General features: G+C 67.6%; 14 protein-coding genes. 10 read left to right on the forward strand and 4 right to left on the reverse strand.

Annotated features, from left to right (window positions below):
* Positions 1–9: 9 nt before the first annotated feature.
* Together xdhB and puuE are read right to left on the reverse strand one after the other, a co-directional pair.
* Positions 10–2,337 (reverse strand): xanthine dehydrogenase molybdopterin binding subunit, encoded by a 2,328-nt coding sequence (gene xdhB / locus AC1RQG_RS08630; protein WP_493130298.1) that lies wholly within the window; start codon positions 2,335–2,337, stop codon positions 10–12.
* Between the two features lie 142 nt (positions 2,338–2,479).
* Positions 2,480–3,433, reverse strand: coding sequence for an allantoinase PuuE (puuE, locus tag AC1RQG_RS08635; protein WP_493130299.1), 954 nt, complete (start codon positions 3,431–3,433; stop codon positions 2,480–2,482).
* Positions 3,434–3,555: 122 nt separating this feature from the next.
* Here puuE and uraH point away from each other — a divergent pair, with 122 nt between their 5' ends.
* The 10 genes from uraH (at position 3,556) to AC1RQG_RS08685 (ending at position 14,348) form a co-directional block, all read left to right on the forward strand.
* Entirely contained in the window at positions 3,556–3,906 is a 351-nt protein-coding gene (uraH, locus tag AC1RQG_RS08640) for a hydroxyisourate hydrolase (RefSeq protein WP_493130301.1), read from the forward strand.
* Between the two features lie 246 nt (positions 3,907–4,152).
* Positions 4,153–5,454 carry an HD-GYP domain-containing protein gene (locus AC1RQG_RS08645; RefSeq protein WP_493130303.1) on the forward strand — a complete coding sequence of 434 codons (1,302 nt, stop codon included), beginning with the start codon at positions 4,153–4,155 and terminating at the stop codon, positions 5,452–5,454.
* Positions 5,451–7,145, forward strand: a complete 1,695-nt coding sequence (locus AC1RQG_RS08650; protein WP_493130305.1) for an ATP-binding protein — start codon at positions 5,451–5,453, stop codon at positions 7,143–7,145. The genes AC1RQG_RS08645 and AC1RQG_RS08650 overlap by 4 nt, the downstream gene beginning before the upstream one ends.
* A 142-nt stretch (positions 7,146–7,287) precedes the next feature.
* A complete protein-coding gene (locus tag AC1RQG_RS08655; protein WP_493130307.1) occupies positions 7,288–8,577 on the forward strand; it encodes an HlyC/CorC family transporter in 1,290 nt (429 codons plus the stop codon).
* 202 nt (positions 8,578–8,779) lie between these two features.
* Positions 8,780–10,513 carry a type IV-A pilus assembly ATPase PilB gene (gene pilB / locus AC1RQG_RS08660; protein ID WP_493130309.1) on the forward strand — a complete coding sequence of 578 codons (1,734 nt, stop codon included), beginning with the start codon at positions 8,780–8,782 and terminating at the stop codon, positions 10,511–10,513.
* 10 nt (positions 10,514–10,523) lie between these two features.
* Positions 10,524–11,741: a type II secretion system F family protein gene (locus AC1RQG_RS08665; protein WP_493130311.1), complete on the forward strand. Its 1,218-nt coding sequence runs from the start codon at positions 10,524–10,526 to the stop codon at positions 11,739–11,741.
* 169 nt (positions 11,742–11,910) lie between these two features.
* The gene (locus AC1RQG_RS08670) at positions 11,911–12,705 is read left to right on the forward strand and encodes a prepilin peptidase (protein ID WP_493130739.1); all 795 of its coding nucleotides are present in this window, start codon (positions 11,911–11,913) and stop codon (positions 12,703–12,705) included.
* Position 12,706: 1 nt separating this feature from the next.
* Positions 12,707–13,348 (forward strand): dephospho-CoA kinase, encoded by a 642-nt coding sequence (coaE, locus tag AC1RQG_RS08675; protein ID WP_493130313.1) that lies wholly within the window; start codon positions 12,707–12,709, stop codon positions 13,346–13,348.
* A 64-nt stretch (positions 13,349–13,412) separates the two neighbouring features.
* Positions 13,413–14,168 (forward strand): cell division protein ZapD, encoded by a 756-nt coding sequence (zapD, locus tag AC1RQG_RS08680; protein WP_493130315.1) that lies wholly within the window; start codon positions 13,413–13,415, stop codon positions 14,166–14,168.
* Between the two features lie 9 nt (positions 14,169–14,177).
* Positions 14,178–14,348 (forward strand): DNA gyrase inhibitor YacG, encoded by a 171-nt coding sequence (locus AC1RQG_RS08685; RefSeq protein ID WP_493130317.1) that lies wholly within the window; start codon positions 14,178–14,180, stop codon positions 14,346–14,348.
* 9 nt (positions 14,349–14,357) lie between these two features.
* On the opposite strand, the gene mutT is transcribed toward AC1RQG_RS08685, so the two are convergent.
* Both mutT and AC1RQG_RS08695 read right to left on the reverse strand, forming a co-directional pair.
* Positions 14,358–14,798 (reverse strand): 8-oxo-dGTP diphosphatase MutT, encoded by a 441-nt coding sequence (gene mutT, locus AC1RQG_RS08690; protein ID WP_493130318.1) that lies wholly within the window; start codon positions 14,796–14,798, stop codon positions 14,358–14,360.
* Positions 14,795–15,679: an ATP-binding protein gene (locus tag AC1RQG_RS08695; RefSeq protein WP_493130320.1), complete on the reverse strand. Its 885-nt coding sequence runs from the start codon at positions 15,677–15,679 to the stop codon at positions 14,795–14,797. The genes mutT and AC1RQG_RS08695 overlap by 4 nt, the downstream gene beginning before the upstream one ends.

The raw sequence follows: 15,679 nt of genomic DNA on the forward strand, positions 1-15,679 counted from the left end.
CGTCCCCGTTCAGTGGGCCGCGCGCACGGCCGTGACGGCGCGCAGGATGGCCTCGCAGGTGGCCGGCGCGTCCAGCGGCGGGCGCACGCGGTGCTGCCCCACGCTGGAGATGGCGTCGCGGATGGCGAAGAACACGGAGAACGGCAGCAGCAGCGGCGGCTCGCCCACGGCCTTGGAGCGGTGGATGCTGTCCTCCACGTTGGCGTTCTGGTACAGGCGCACGTGGAATGCGTCCGGGCAGTCCGAGACGGCGGGGATCTTGTAGGTCGACGGCGCATGCGTCATCAGCTTGCCGTCCGCGTTCCACCACAGTTCCTCCGTCGTCAGCCAGCCCATGCCCTGGATGAAGGCGCCCTCCACCTGGCCCATGTCGATGGCCGGGTTGAGCGAACGGCCCGCGTCGTACAGCAGGTCGGCCCGCAGCAGCTTCCATTCGCCCGTCAGCGTATCGACCACCACTTCGGACACGGCCGCGCCGTAGGCGTAGTACGAGAACGGGTGGCCCTGCATGGCGACCGGATCCCAGTGCAGGCCGGGCGTGGCGTAGAAGCCGTCCGACCACAGCTGGACCCGCGTCAGATAGGCTTGCCGCACCAGCTCCGTGAACGGCAGCACCTGGCCGTTCACGTGCACCTGGTTGCCGCAAAAGCGCACGGCGCCGGCCGCGCCGCCGTACACGCCGGCGGCCAGCACGGCCAGCCGCTCGCGGATGCGGCGCGCCGCGTCCTGCGCCGCCTTGCCGTTCAGGTCGGCGCCGGTGGAGGCGGCCGTGGCCGAGGTGTTGGCCACCTTGGCCGTGTCGGTGGCCGTCGCCCGCACCCGGTGCAGGTCCAGCCCGAGTTCGTGCGCCACCACCTGCATCACCTTGGTGTTGATGCCCTGCCCCATCTCGGTGCCGCCGTGGTTGACCAGCACCGAGCCGTCCCCGTACACATGCACCAGCGCGCCCGCCTGGTTCAGATGGGTGACATTGAAGGCGATGCCGAATTTGACGGGGGTGAGCGCGATGCCCTTCCTGAGCACCGGGCTGCGCTCGTTGAACTGGGCGACGGCGGCCCGGCGCACGCGGTAGTCGCTGCCGCGTTCCAGATCGGCCACCAGGTCGGCGATCACGTTGTCGACGATGGTCTGGCCGTACGGTGTGACGTTGCGTTCGCTGACGCCGTAGAAATTGCGGCGCCGCACGTCGAGCGGGTCGAGGCCCAGATGGCGCGCGATGTCGTCGATGATGTATTCGATGGCGAGCGCGCCCTGCGGCCCGCCGAAGCCGCGGAACGCCGTGTTGGACTGGGTGTTGGTCTTGCCGCAGGCGGCGCGGATCTCCACGTCCGACAAAAAGTAGGCGTTGTCGAAGTGGCACACGGCGCGCGTGGCGACGGGGCCGGACAGGTCGGCCGAATAGCCGGCCCGCAAGGTCATGTCCACGCGCGCGGCCAGGATGCGGCCGTCCGCGTCGTAGCCGGCCTCGTATTCGTAGTAGAAGCAATGGCGCTTGCCGGTGACGAGCATGTCGTCGTCGCGGTCGGCCCGCAGCTTGACGGGGCGTTGCAGCCGGTGCGCGGCCAGCCCGGCCAGCGCCGCCCACAACGCCGACTGCGACTCCTTGCCGCCGAAGCCGCCGCCCATGCGCCGGCATTCGACCTGCACCTGGTGCGACGCCAGCGCCAGCGCGTGGGCCAGCACGTGCTGCATCTCGCTCGGGTGCTGGGTCGAGCAGTGCACCAGCAGGCACTGGTCCTCGCGCGGGATGGCGTAGGCCACCTGGCCCTCCAGGTAGAAGTGCTCCTGGCCGCCCACGAACAAGCGGCCGCGCACCTTGTGCAGGGCCAGGTCCAGCGCGCCCTGGCAATCGCCCCGTTGCAGCAGCATGGGCGGCAGCACGTGCGCGCGCGCGTCGCGCGCCTGCTGCGGGGTGAAGATGGCGGGCAGGTCGGCATAGGTGACGCTGGCGAGGCGCGCCGCGCGGCGGGCGTGGTCGTGGGTGTCGGCCACCACCACGAACAGCGGCTGGCCCACGTACAGCACTTCGCCGTCGGCCAGGATGGGATCATCGTGCATGATCGGGCCGCATTCATTCACGCCGGGGAAGTCGCGCGCCGTGTAGGCGGCCACCACGCCGGGCGCGGCCAGCACCGGGGTCAGGTCCAGCGCCACGATGGTGGCGTGGGCCCGCGCCGACAAGCCCAGCGCCGCGTGCAGCGTGCCCTGGAGTTCCGGCAGGTCGTCGGTGTAGGTGGCTCGGCCCAGCACGTGCAGCCGGGCCGACTCATGGGCGCTGGGCAGGCCCACGGCGCTCCATGCGGTGGCGTGGCGCTCCGTTGCGCCGGCGTAGTTCATGGCGGGCTCCTTTCCATCGCGGCGAGCGTGAAAGCGACAGGCGGCCGGGCCGGCCGCCTGCGACGGCGCCCCCCGGCCGGGCCGGGGGCACTACGCCATCATACGCCCGAATCGCAGCGACCGGCCGCCGGTCCGGCCGCGATCAGCCAACGAACGGATGGTGGTGGTGCCAGTGTTCGGCGATGTCGATGCGGCGCGTGATCCAGACCTGCTCGTGGCTTTGCACGTAGTCGAGGAAGCGCGCCAGCGCGGCGGCGCGGGCCGGGCGCCCCACCAGCCGGCAGTGCAGGCCGATCGACAGCATCTTCGGCTGGTTCAGGCCATTGGGGTCGCCCTCCGCGTACAGCACGTCGAACGCGTCCTTCAGGTAGTCGAAGAACTGGGTGCCCGAGTTGAAGCCCTGCATGGCGGCGAAGCGCATGTCGTTGGTGTCGAGCGTGTAGGGCACGATCAGCTGCGGCGCCACGGCCGGCCGGCCGTTGGCGTCCGTGTAGTCGACCTGCTGCCAGAACGGCAGGTCGTCGCCGTAATGGTCGGCGTCGTAGCGGAAGCCGCCGTGCTCCACCACCAGCCTGCGGGTGTTGGGCGAGTCGCGCCCCGTGTACCAGCCTTGCGGCGCGCTGCCGGTCAGCTCCTTGATGATGGCCACGGCTTCGTGCATGTGCGCGCGCTCGGTCGCCTCGTCCATGTTCTGGTACGAGATCCAGCGCAGGCCGTGGCAGGCGATTTCATGGCCCAGTTGCCGGAACGCGGCCACCGCCTCCGGGTTGCGCTTGAGCGCCATGGCCACGCCGAAGACGGTCAGCGGCAGCTTGCGCTCCTCGAACATGCGCAGCAGCCGCCACAGGCCGGCCCGCGAACCGTATTCGTAGATCGACTCCATGCTCAGGTGGCGGTTGGGGAAGGCGGCCGCGCCGATGATCTCCGACAGGAAGGTCTCCGACGCCGGATCGCCATGCAGCACGTTGTTCTCGCCCCCCTCCTCGTAATTGAGCACGAACTGCAGCGCCACCCTGGCCTTGCCCGGCCAGTTGGGATGCGGTGGGGTGCGGCCGTAGCCGATCATGTCGCGCGGGTAGTTGTCGTAGGTTGTCATCGTCAGTCAGCAAGAAAGAGAAGCAATGAAGGATATATGGCGCATCATATATTGCTCCGACAGCCCCAGTATATGATTTGCTACATAGACACCACCGCCCAAACATATATGGAGGAGAAACCATGGGTAAGCTTAGTACGCACGTGCTCGACATCACCGTCGGCAAGCCTGGCGCCGGCGTGAACGTGGCGCTGTACGCCGTCGGACCGGCCGGCAGGACCTTGCTGAAGACCGACGTCACCAACGCCGACGGCCGTTGCGCGCCGCTGCTCGAAGGCGACGCCATGCGGGTCGGCCAGTACGAGCTGGTGTTCGGCGCCGGCGACTACTTCGCGGCCCGGGGCGTGGACCTGCCCTCGCCGCGCTTCGTCGACCAGGTGACGCTGGCGTTCGGCATCGCCAGCGCGGACCAGAACTACCACGTGCCGCTGGTGGTATCGCCGTGGGCGTATTCCACCTACCGCGGCAGCTGACCGCCCCGCCGCGCGCGTGCGACGCGCGCAACGCTAGCGAATTGATAGCATCAGCCGCCACGGGCTGCGCGCCCGTGCGTGTTGCCACAGACCAACTTCCGATCAAGAATGATCCGATTCCCTGCTGCACAAAGCCCGATTCCGTAGCATGATGTTGGTCAATGAGCGGCCGGCGCCCGTCGTTTGCCGCTTGCATACCAACAGTCAGGAACCTTCGTGCGGCTGCCACCGGGGACTCGCGACATCATGCTCGACCAAGCAGAAATCTCCATCGACCAATTGCGGGTGGGCCTGTACGTGCACCTGGACTTGAAATGGTTCGAGCATCCGTTCGCGTTCAGCCACTTCAAGATCAAGGACGAGGAACAGATCCAGGTGCTGCGCGGCCTGGGCTTGCACAAGGTGCGCATCAGCCCGGCCCTCAGCGATCCGGGCGCCCTGGCGGGACCGGCGGCCGGCGCCGGTGCCGGCGTGCCCGGCGGCGGGGCCGCGCCGCCCGCCCCGCCCCCCGCCCCGGCCCTGTCATCCATGCAGCAGGCCAAGCGCGCCATGGTGGAGCGCATCCACCAGCAGCGCGAGCAGGCCGGCCAGATCGAGAAGGCCTTCCTCGACGCAGCGCGCACCATCCGTTCCATCGAGACCAACCTGTTCAGCAAGCCGGCCGCCAGCGTGGCCCAGGCCACCGAGCTGGTGACGCAGATCGTCGACTCCATCCTGTGCGCGCCCGAGCTGGCGATCCACGTGATGGGCGACAAGGTGGGCGGCGAGGAGATGTACCTGCACTCGCTCAACGTGACCATGCTGGCCATGATGATCGCGCGCGACATCCAGCTGCCGCACGCCGTCATCTCCCTGCTGGGCATGGGCGCGCTGCTGCACGACATCGGCCACAAGAACGTGTCCGACAAGATCCTCAACAAGTCCGAGCCGCTCACCCGCGCCGAGCAGAACGCCTACCAGCTGCATTGCCAGTACGGCGCCGATATGGCCCGGGAGCTGGCGCTGGCGCCGGCCGTGGCCGCCATCATCCGCGACCACCACGAACTACACGACGGCAGCGGCTACCCGCGCGCGCTCAAGGGCGAGGCCATCAGCGTGCTGACCCGCATCGTCTCGATCGCCGACCATTACGACGAGCTGTGCAACCCGGCCCACCCGGGCGCCGCCCTCACCCCGCACGACGCGCTGTCGCAGATGTTCGCGCGCCAGCGCGACAAGTTCGACCCCAAGCTGCTGCAGATCTTCATCCGCTGCCTGGGCGTGTACCCGCCCGGCACCGTGGTGCAGCTGTCGAACGGCGTGCTCGGCATGGTGGCCACCGTCAACACCAGCAAGCCGATGAAGCCCATCGTCGTCATCTACGACGCGGCCGTGCCCAAGCACGAGGCGATCCTGGTCGACATGGAGCGCGAGACCAGCCTGAACATCGTCAAGTCGCTCAAGCCGGCGCAGGTGCCGCAGGACGTGCTGCTGTACCTGAGCCCGCGCAAGCGGGTCAGCTACTACTTCGACGCCAGCACGGCCGGCCAGGGGGCCGCCGCCGCATGAGCCCCCGCAGCCTCCAGCAACTGATGCTCGACCACAGCCCGCACATGATGCTGCTGGTCGAGCCGCGCAGCCTGCGCATCATCGGCGCCAACCGCGGCGTGGCGCAGACGCTGGGCTACCCGGAGGACGCGCTGCCCGGCATGGCCATCACCGACATCGAAAGCTCGCTACCCGACGTGTTCTACTGGGAGGACGTGCGCAACGGGCTGTGCCAGGACATCGAGGCCCAGGAAGGCGAATACCGCTGCGCCGACGCCAGCATCATCACGGTGGCCAAGTCGGTGCGCGTGATCGAGCACGACGGCGCGCCATTGCTGCTGGTGCAGGCGCGCGACATCCGCCACGAGCGCCAGGTGGAGGAAATGCTGGAGCAGACGCTGTCGCAGCTGCGCGCCACGCTCGAATCGACCGGCAACGGCATCCTGGTGCTGGACTGGCGGGGCAAGATCGCCAGCATGAACCGCCTGTTCAGCAATATGTGGGGGGTGCCGGCGGCGCTGCTCGACGCGCGCGACGACGGCGCCATCCTGGCCTTCCTGTCGGACCAGGTGGCCGAGCGCGCGCTGTGCCGCGGCCTGCTCAGCGCCGTGGTCAGCGAGGACGAGACCGAACACCTGCTGCGCCTGCACGACGGGCGCGTGTTCGAGTGCCGCGCCCGCCCGCAGTACCTGGGCGAGCGCATCGTGGGCCGGGTGTTCAGCTACACCGACATCACGGAGCGCGAGCGGGCCGAGGCGGCGCTGCGCGAATCGCGCGACCAGCTCGAGGCGCGGGTGCTGAGCCGCACGGCCGACCTGCAGCGCGCCAACGCCACGCTGGAGACGGAGAAGGCCTGCCAGCAGGAGCTGATCCGCAAACTGAACGAGGCCCAGAACCAGCTGCTGCAGTCGGAGAAGATGGCCTCGATCGGCGTGCTGGCGGCCGGGGTGGCGCACGAGATCAACAACCCGATCGCCTTCGTCAACTCCAACCTGAACGCGCTGCAGCAGTACGGGCGCGACATGCTGCGCCTGCTCGACGCCTACGAGGCCGGCGCGGGGGCGCTGGCGCCCGCGCAGCTGGCCGCCATCGAGGGCCTGAAGCGCGAGATCGACGCCGAGTTCCTGCGCGAGGACCTGGGCAACCTGCTCAACGAATCGCGCGAGGGGCTGGAGCGGGTGATGCGCATCGTGCAGGACTTGAAGTACTTCTCGCACGTCGACAGCAGCGGGCTGGTGCCGGCCAACCTGGAACAGGGCCTGGACAGCACGCTCAACGTGGTGTGGAACGAGATCAAGTACAAGGCCGAGGTGGTCAAGGAATATGCCGGCATCGCCCAGGTCACGTGCTTCCCGTCGCAGCTGAACCAGGTGTTCATGAACCTGCTCGTCAACGCCGCCCACGCCATCGAGGAGCGCGGCCGCATCACCGTGCGCACCGGCGGCGGCGACGGCCACGTGTGGGTCGAGGTGGAGGACAGCGGCAGCGGCATCGCGCCCGAGCTGCTGGGGCGCATCTTCGAACCGTTCTTCACCACCAAGCCGGTCGGCAAGGGCACGGGGCTGGGGCTGTCGCTGTCGTACGGCATCGTGCAGAAGCATGGCGGACGCATCGACGTGCGCAGCGAACTGGGCAAGGGATCCGTGTTCCGCGTGGTGCTGCCGCTCGAGCGCGCCATGGCGGACGAGGACGCGGCCGGCGCCGTGCAGTGACGACGCCGCCACGGGCGAACTTGCATCGCCACCGGCCTTGCCTTAAAATCCAGAACTCCATGGCCGCGTTCCGGGCCATCCCGCCCTGGCCCGGCCGTTGTATGCCGGCCAGTCCCCCATGCAAGATTCTTGACGGTGACATTTGGATACCGTGCCGTTCTGGGTGCAACTGCTTGCGCTCGCCCTCCTGATACTGTGTTCGGCCTTTTTCGCGATGGCGGAGACGGCCCTGATGGCGGCCAACCGCCACCGCCTGCGCCACCTGGCCAAGCGCGGCAGCCGTGGCGCCAGCACCACGCTGTGGCTGCTCGAACGCACCGACAAGCTGCTGTCGCTGGTGCTGATCGCCAACACCCTGATCAACGCCATGGCCACCGCGCTGGTGACGGCCATCGCCATCGCCACCTTCGGCCACGACGACAACGTGATCACCATCTCCACCAGCGTGGTGGCGTTCCTGCTGATCGTGTTCGCCGAGATCTCGCCCAAGGTGATCGGCGCCACCTACCCGGAGAAGATCGCGCTGCCCACCAGCATGGTGCTGAAGCCGCTGATGGCGGCGGCCAAGCCGCTGATCTGGTTCGTCAACCTGTTCGTCAGCGTCGTGCTCAAGCCGCTGCGCATCAAGGACGGCGCGCGCCAGCACGACGCCCGCCTGTCGCCCGAGGAGTTGCGCTCGATCGTGCTGGAGGGCGGCAACTTCATCCCGCAGAAGCACAAGAGCATCCTGCTCAACCTGTTCGACCTGGAGACCATCTCGGTCGAGGACATCATGACGCCGCGCTCGCAGATCGAGGCGCTCGACCTGGCGCTGCCGGTGGACGAGATCAAGCACGAGCTGACCACCTGCTACCACAACAAGCTGCCCGTCTACGAGGGCGAGATCAACCAGATCGTCGGCATCCTGCACGTGCGCAAGGCCGTGGCCCTGCTCAACCAGGAGCAGGAGCTGACGGTCGAGCACTTCCGCGCCCTGCTGACGGCGCCCTACTTCATCCCGCAGGACACGCGCGTGTTCACCCAGCTCCAGTATTTCCAGGAGAACCGCGAACGGCTGGGCATCATCGTCGACGAGTACGGCGAGGTGCAGGGCCTGGTCACGCTGGACGACATCATCGAGGAGATGATAGGCGAATTCACCACCTCCATGCCCGGCGCCGCCCGCGCCGACAGCTTCGACTGGAACGAGCATGGCGAATGCCTGCTGGAGGGCGCCACGGCATTGCGTGACATAAACAAGCGTCTGGGATTAAACTTCCCGTTGGACGGGCCGAAAACCCTGAACGGGATGATGCTGGAATTGTTGCAGGAAATCCCGGAGTCGCCCATCAGCGTCAAGATCGGCCAGTGCGTGATCGAGGTGGTGCAAGTGCAGCACCAGTCGATCAAAGTGGTGAAATTGATACGTCCGGGCGGCAAGCGCGCTTCCTGAGCGCAACGGCCGCAGCCCCGCCGTTGCGGGCCTCCCGCCCCGCGGACGCGCGGCGGACGCCACGGCGCGGCATAGATTGTTGCTGCACGGCAACGAGTTGCTTTACAAACTTGATCCGCAAGGGCATTATCCGACGGGTAGTTGAGGGCCAGGCTGCCCCTGTCCGCTCCACCATCCCGACACCAATCCGAACAGCGCTCCTATGGCAGCAGTCCTCCCTAACGCGGCGCCCAGCACCTCCTTGCCGGGGCTGGCCCGCGCCCTGATGCAAGCCGGACGCCTGAGCGCCCAGCAGGCGGAGGCGCTGCAAAAAAAAGCGCTGACCGAGAAGCTGCCGTTCATCGACGCCGTGCTGGCCGGCGGCATCATCGACGCGCCCGCGCTGGCCGCGTTCTGCGCGGAGACCTACGGCTACCCGCTGATCGACCTGGCCTGCCTGAACCTGGAGGCGCTGCCGCCCAAGAGCATAGACGGCAAGCTGATGTACACCCAGCGCGTGGTGGCGCTGGCCAAGCGCGGCAACAAGATGTCGGTCGCCATCTCGGACCCGACCAACACCCAGGCCCTGGACCAGATCAAGTTCCAGACCGAATCGGCCGTCGAGCCCGTCATCGTGGCCCACGACGCGCTGCTCAAGCTGCTGGCCACGCTCAGCAAGAGCGCCGAGCAAAGCCTGAGCGAACTGGCCGGCGAGGAACAGGACATCCAGTTCGCCGAGGACGACAACCCGGCCACCACGGCCGCCGCCGACCAGGCCGCCAGCGAGGTGGAGGACGCGCCCATCGTGCGCTTCCTCAACAAGATGCTGATGGACGCCGTCAACATGGGCGCCTCCGACCTGCACTTCGAGCCGTTCGAGAAGTTCTACCGGATCCGCTTCCGGGTCGACGGCGTGCTGATCGAGCATGCCCAGCCGCCGATCTCGATCAAGGAGAAGCTGGTGTCGCGCATCAAGGTGCTGGCCAAGCTCGACATCTCGGAGAAGCGCATCCCGCAGGATGGCCGCATGCGCCTGATCGTGTCGCCGACCAAGACCATCGACCTGCGCATCTCGACCCTGCCCACGCTGTTCGGCGAGAAGACCGTGATGCGGATCCTGGACGCGACCCAGGCCCAGATGGGCATCGACGCGCTCGGCTACGACCCGGACCAGAAGGCGCTGCTGCTCGACGCCATCCACCGCCCGTACGGCATGGTGCTGGTGACGGGACCGACCGGCTCGGGCAAGACGGTGTCGCTGTACACCTGCCTGAACGTGATCAACCAGCCCGGCATCAACATCTCCACGGCCGAGGACCCGGCCGAGATCAACCTGCCGGGCGTGAACCAGGTCAACGTCAACGACAAGGCCGGCCTGACCTTCCCGGTGGCCCTCAAGTCGTTCCTGCGCCAGGATCCCGACATCATCATGGTCGGCGAGATCCGCGACCTGGAGACGGCCGACATCGCCATCAAGGCGGCCCAGACCGGCCACATGGTGTTCTCCACGCTGCACACCAACGACGCGCCGTCGACCCTGACGCGGCTGATGAACATGGGGGTGGCGCCGTTCAACATCGCCTCGTCCGTGATCCTGATCACGGCCCAGCGCCTGGCGCGCCGCCTGTGCACGTGCAAGCAGCCGGTCGAGATCTCGCCGGAGCTGCTGATCAAGGCCGGCTTCCAGCCCGAGGAGCTGGACGGCAGCTGGAAACCGTACGGCCCGGTCGGCTGCGAGCGCTGCAACGGCGGCGGCTACAAGGGCCGGGTCGGCATCTACCAGATCATGCCGATCACGCCGGCCATCGAGGCGCTGATCCTGGCCAGCGGCAACGCCATGCAGATCGCGGCCCAGTCCGAGGCCGAGGGCGTGAAGTCGCTGCGCCAGTCGGGCCTGGTCAAGGTCAAGAGCGGCCTGACCAGCCTGGAAGAAGTACTCGGCTGCACCAACGAATAGGAAAGCGACCATGGCCACATCGAGCGGCACCCCGATCAAGGAATCCATCTTCTCCTGGGAGGGCAAGGACAAGACCGGCAAGACCGTGCGCGGCGAGCTGCGCGCCGGCGGCGAGGCCGTGGTCAACGTCACGTTGCGCCGCCAGGGCATCATGGTCACCAAGATCAAGAAGAAGGTCTACCGCAGCGGCAAGAAGGTGACCGACAAGGACATCTCGCTGTTCACGCGCCAGCTGGCCACCATGATGAAGGCCGGCGTGCCGCTGCTGCAGTCGTTCGACATCGTCGGCAAGGGCCACGCCAACCCGTCCGTGTCCAAGCTGGTGCTGGACCTGCGGGCCGACATCGAGACCGGCACCAGCCTGAACCAGGCGTTCCGCAAGTTCCCGCTGTACTTCGACCCGCTGTTCTGCAACCTGGTGGGCGCCGGCGAACAGGCCGGCATCCTGGAGGACCTGCTGACCCGGCTCGCGATCTACAAGGAGAAGACGCTGGCCATGAAGGCCAAGATCAAGTCGGCCCTGATGTACCCGGTGTCGATCCTGGCCGTGGCCTTCATCGTCACGGCCGTGATCATGATCTGGGTGGTGCCGGCCTTCAAGGAGGTGTTCAAGAGCTTCGGCGCCGACCTGCCCGCGCCCACGCTGGCCGTGATGGCGATCTCGGAATTTTTCGTCAAGTGGTGGTACGTGATCTTCGGCGCCATCTTCGGCGGCCTGTATTTCTTCTTCCGCGCCTGGCAGCGCTCGCTCAAGGTGCAGCGCTTCATGGATGTCACCCTGCTGAAACTGCCCGTGTTCGGCGAGGTGATCCGCAAGGCCACCATCGCGCGCTGGACCCGCACCCTGTCGACCATGTTCGCGGCCGGCGTGCCGCTGGTCGAGTCGCTCGACTCGGTGGGCGGGGCGGCCGGCAACGCCGTCTACCTGGACGCCACGCGCCGCATCCAGAGCGAGGTCAGCACCGGCGTCAGCCTGACGGTGGCCATGCAGAACGCCGACGTGTTCCCCAACATGGTGACGCAGATGGTGTCGATCGGCGAGGAATCGGGTTCGCTCGACGCCATGCTGGGCAAGGTGGCCGACTTCTACGAGGAGGAGGTCGACGAGGCCGTCGCTTCGCTGTCGAGCCTGATGGAGCCGATGATCATGGTGATCCTGGGCGTGCTGATCGGCGGCCTGGTGATCGCCATGTACCTGCCCATCTTCAAGCTCGGCTCCGTGGTCTGACGGTGGCGTGGGGCCGCGCGGCGGCCCCATGCCAGCCAGGAATGCATTACACTCGACCCGTGACAATAACGACGCCCCCAGGGCGCAACTCCCCATCGTGCAAACTACCCTGTTCTTCGCCCCGCCCGCCAACCTCGTCGTCAGCCTGATCGCGGCCCTGTTCGGGCTCATGTTCGGCAGCTTCCTCAACGTCGTCATCCACCGCCTGCCGAAGATGATGCAGCGCGAATCGGACAACTACGTGGCCACGGAAAGCGGCAAGGAGCCGCCCCACACCGACCGCTACAACCTGGTCGCGCCGCGCTCGGCCTGCCCGCACTGCGGCCACCAGATCACGGCGCTGGAGAACATCCCCGTGCTCAGCTACCTGGTCCAGCGCGGCAAGTGCAGCGCCTGCAAGGCGCCGATCTCGGCCCGCTACCCGGCCGTGGAACTGCTGACGGCGGTGCTGTCGGGCCTGATGGTGTGGCACTTCGGCAGCGGCTGGGCCGGCCTGGCCGCCATCTTCTTCGTGTGCGCGCTGGTGGCCATGACCTTCATCGACTTCGACACCCAGATGCTGCCGGACGACCTGACCTTCCCGCTGCTGTGGGCCGGCCTGCTGCTCAACGTCAACGCCACCTTCGTGCCGCTGCAGGACGCCGTGATCGGCGCGGCGGCCGGCTACCTGGCGCTGTGGTCGATCTACTGGCTGTTCAAGCTGGCCACGGGCAAGGAGGGCATGGGCTACGGCGACTTCAAGCTGCTGGCCGCGCTCGGTGCGTGGATGGGCTGGGCCATGCTGCCGGCCATCATCCTGCTGTCGTCGGTGGTGGGCGCCGTGGTCGGCATCTGCCTGATCGTGTTCGCGCGCCACGGCCGCCACAACCCGATCCCGTTCGGCCCCTACCTGGCGGCGGCCGGCCTGATCGCCCTGCTGTGCGGCAAACAACTGTCGGGCTTCACGTCCGGCCTGCTGGGCTGACATGGGCGGCCCGCCCCGCTTCACGGTCGGCCTGACGGGCGGCATCGGCAGCGGCAAGAGCACGGTGGCCGAGCTGTTCGCCGCGCGCGGCGCCACCATCGTCGACACCGACCAGATCGCCCACAGCCTGACGGCGCCCGGCGGCGCGGCCATGGCCGACATCGTGGCCCGCTTCGGCCCCGAATACGCGGACGCGGCCGGCGCGCTGGACCGGGCCCGCATGCGCCAGCTGGTGTTCGCCGACCCCGACGCCAAGGCCGGCCTGGAGGCCATCCTGCACCCGCGCATCCGGGCCGCGACCGAGGCGGCCGCGGCCGCCGCCAGCGGCTGCTACGTGATGCTGGCCATCCCGCTGTTGGTGGAATCGGGCTCATGGCGTGCGCGGGTGTCGCGCGTGCTTGCGGTAGACTGCCCGGAAACGGTTCAGCTGGCCCGGGTGATGGCGCGCAACCACTTGCCAGAAGCGCAAGTGCGGGCCATCATGGCGGCACAGGCCACGCGCCGGCAGCGGCTGGACGCGGCCGACGACGTGATCGTCAACGACGGCGGCCTGGACGCGCTGACGCCCCAAATCGACCGTCTGCACCGCCTATATCTGACTTTTTCGAGCGGAATGGCGCCAAACGGGCCCCAAGGTTTGTAATTTTGCTTCGCTTGCTTCAAAATCACGGGATTATCAGCGGGTCCACACATAGAGGGATGTTATTTTGATCGTCTACGAATATCCTTTCAACGAACGCATACGTACCCTGTTGCGGTTGGAGGACCTGTACGAGAAATTCAAGTTCTTTGTGCATCAAGAACACCCGATGCAGCACCATGTCGCGCTGGCCACCATCTTCGACATGCTGGAGGTGGCGGGCCGGGCCGATCTCAAGTCGGACCTGCTGCAGGAGCTGGAACGCCAGCGCCAAAGCCTGCTGGGCTACCGCATGAACCCCAACGTCCAGGCCGAGACGCTGGACGCCATCCTGGGCGAGCTGGACGCCGTCAGCGGCGCGCTGGTGGCGGCCCAGGGCAAGACCGGCCAGAACGTGCGCGACAACGAATGGCTGATGTCGATCCGCGGCCGCACCATCATCCCCGGCGGCGCCTGCGAATTCGACCTGCCGTCCTACTACGCGTGGCAGCAGCGCAGCGCCGAACAGCGCTTCAACGACATCGCCAACTGGTTCGCCCCGCTGGCGCCGCTGTTCGACGCGCTGGCCCTCGTGCTGCGCCTGCTGCGCGACTCGGGCGGCCCGGTCAAGATGATCGCCGTGGCCGGCAGCTACCAGCAGATGTTGCAGGGCAAGGTGTACCAGATGCTGCGCCTGACGCTGGACGAGACGCTGGGCGCCATCCCCGAGATCTCGGCCAACAAATACATGCTGTGGGTGCGCTTCACCACCCAGGGCGGCGACCTGAAACCCAAGCCGCTGGAAGACGATGTACCATTCGAGCTCACGCTCTGTAATTTTTGATGGATCGCTATGACCGTTGTTGATTGCCCCACCTGCGGCGCCAAAGTGGAATGGAAGCCGGAGAACAAATTCCGCCCGTTCTGCTCGGAACGCTGCAAACAGATCGACCTGGGCGCCTGGGCCGAGGAAAAATACACCATCCCCGCCGCGCCGCCGGTCGATCCGCTCGACCAGGAATAAGCCGCGCGCTCAGCCGTAGCGCACCTGCTCCAGCCATTCCAGCAACGGGATGGTCGCCGGCAGCAGCGGTTCCACCCCCACCGCCCCCTGCCACGCGAACGCCTGCCCTTCCAGGCTTTGCGGCTCGCCTTCCCAGTCGCGGCTGATGAAGAAATGCAGCCGCACGTGCGCGTGCGGATACACGTGCTCGATGCCACACCATTCCTCGGCGCTGCGGATGGTCAGCCCCAGTTCCTCGACGAATTCGCGCTTGAGCGCCTGCAGCACCGTCTCGCCCGGATCGACCTTGCCGCCGGGGAATTCCCAGTAGCCGGCGTAGGGCTTGCCTTCGGGACGCTGGCCCAGCAGCACGTCGCCGTTGGGCCGCACCAGGACGCCGACGGCCACGTCGATCGGGCGCGCGCCGCCGTTCAGGCCACCGCCGCCGCTCACGCCATTGCCACCGCTCATGCCGCGCCGTCCCGCGGCAGCTTGCCGGCGTGATCCTTGGCGAACTGCCAGGCCACCCGGCCCGAACGCGAACCGCGCTGCAGGGCCCAGCGCAGGGCGTCGGCGCGGGCGGCTTCGATCTGGGCCGCGTCGCAACCGAAAGAAGTCAGCCAGTGGGCCACGATGTCGAGGTAGTCGTCCTGCTTGAACGGGTAGAACGACAGCCACAGGCCGAAGCGCTCGGACAGCGAAATCTTCTCCTCCACCGTCTCGCCCGGATGCAGGTCGCCATCCTCGTCGTGCTGGTAGCTGGCGTTGTCGGACATGCGCTCGGGCATCAGGTGGCGGCGGTTCGAGGTGGCGTAGATCAGCACGTTGTCCGACTGGGCGGCCACGCTGCCGTCGAGCGCCACCTTGAGCGCCTTGTAGCCGCTCTCGCCCTCCTCGAACGACAGGTCGTCGCAGAAGATGATGAAGCGCTCGGGGCGGCCCGCCACCAGGTCCACGATGTCGGGCAGCTCGGCCAGGTCGGCCTTGTCGACCTCGATCAGGCGCAGGCCGTCGGCCGCGAACTGGTTCAGACAGGCCTTGATCAGCGACGACTTGCCGGTGCCGCGCGCGCCCGTCAGCAGCACGTTGTTGGCCGGACGGCCGGCCACGAACTGGCGCGTGTTCTGTTCGATCTGGGCCTTCTGCGGGCCGATGTTGTGCAGGTCGGTCAGCGCGATGGTCGAGGCGTGCGCCACGGCCTGCAGGTAGCTGGCGCCGCTGTGGTGGCGGCGCCAGCGGTAGGCGTAGCCGAGCCGCCAGTCCGGCGCGCGCGGGGTCTGCGGCAGGATGGCCTCGACCCGCTGCAGCAGCGCCTCGGCCCGCACCAGGAATTGTTCCAGTGGCGTCGTCAT

This window comes from Rugamonas sp. GW822-FHT03B10 (assembly GCF_058801745.1).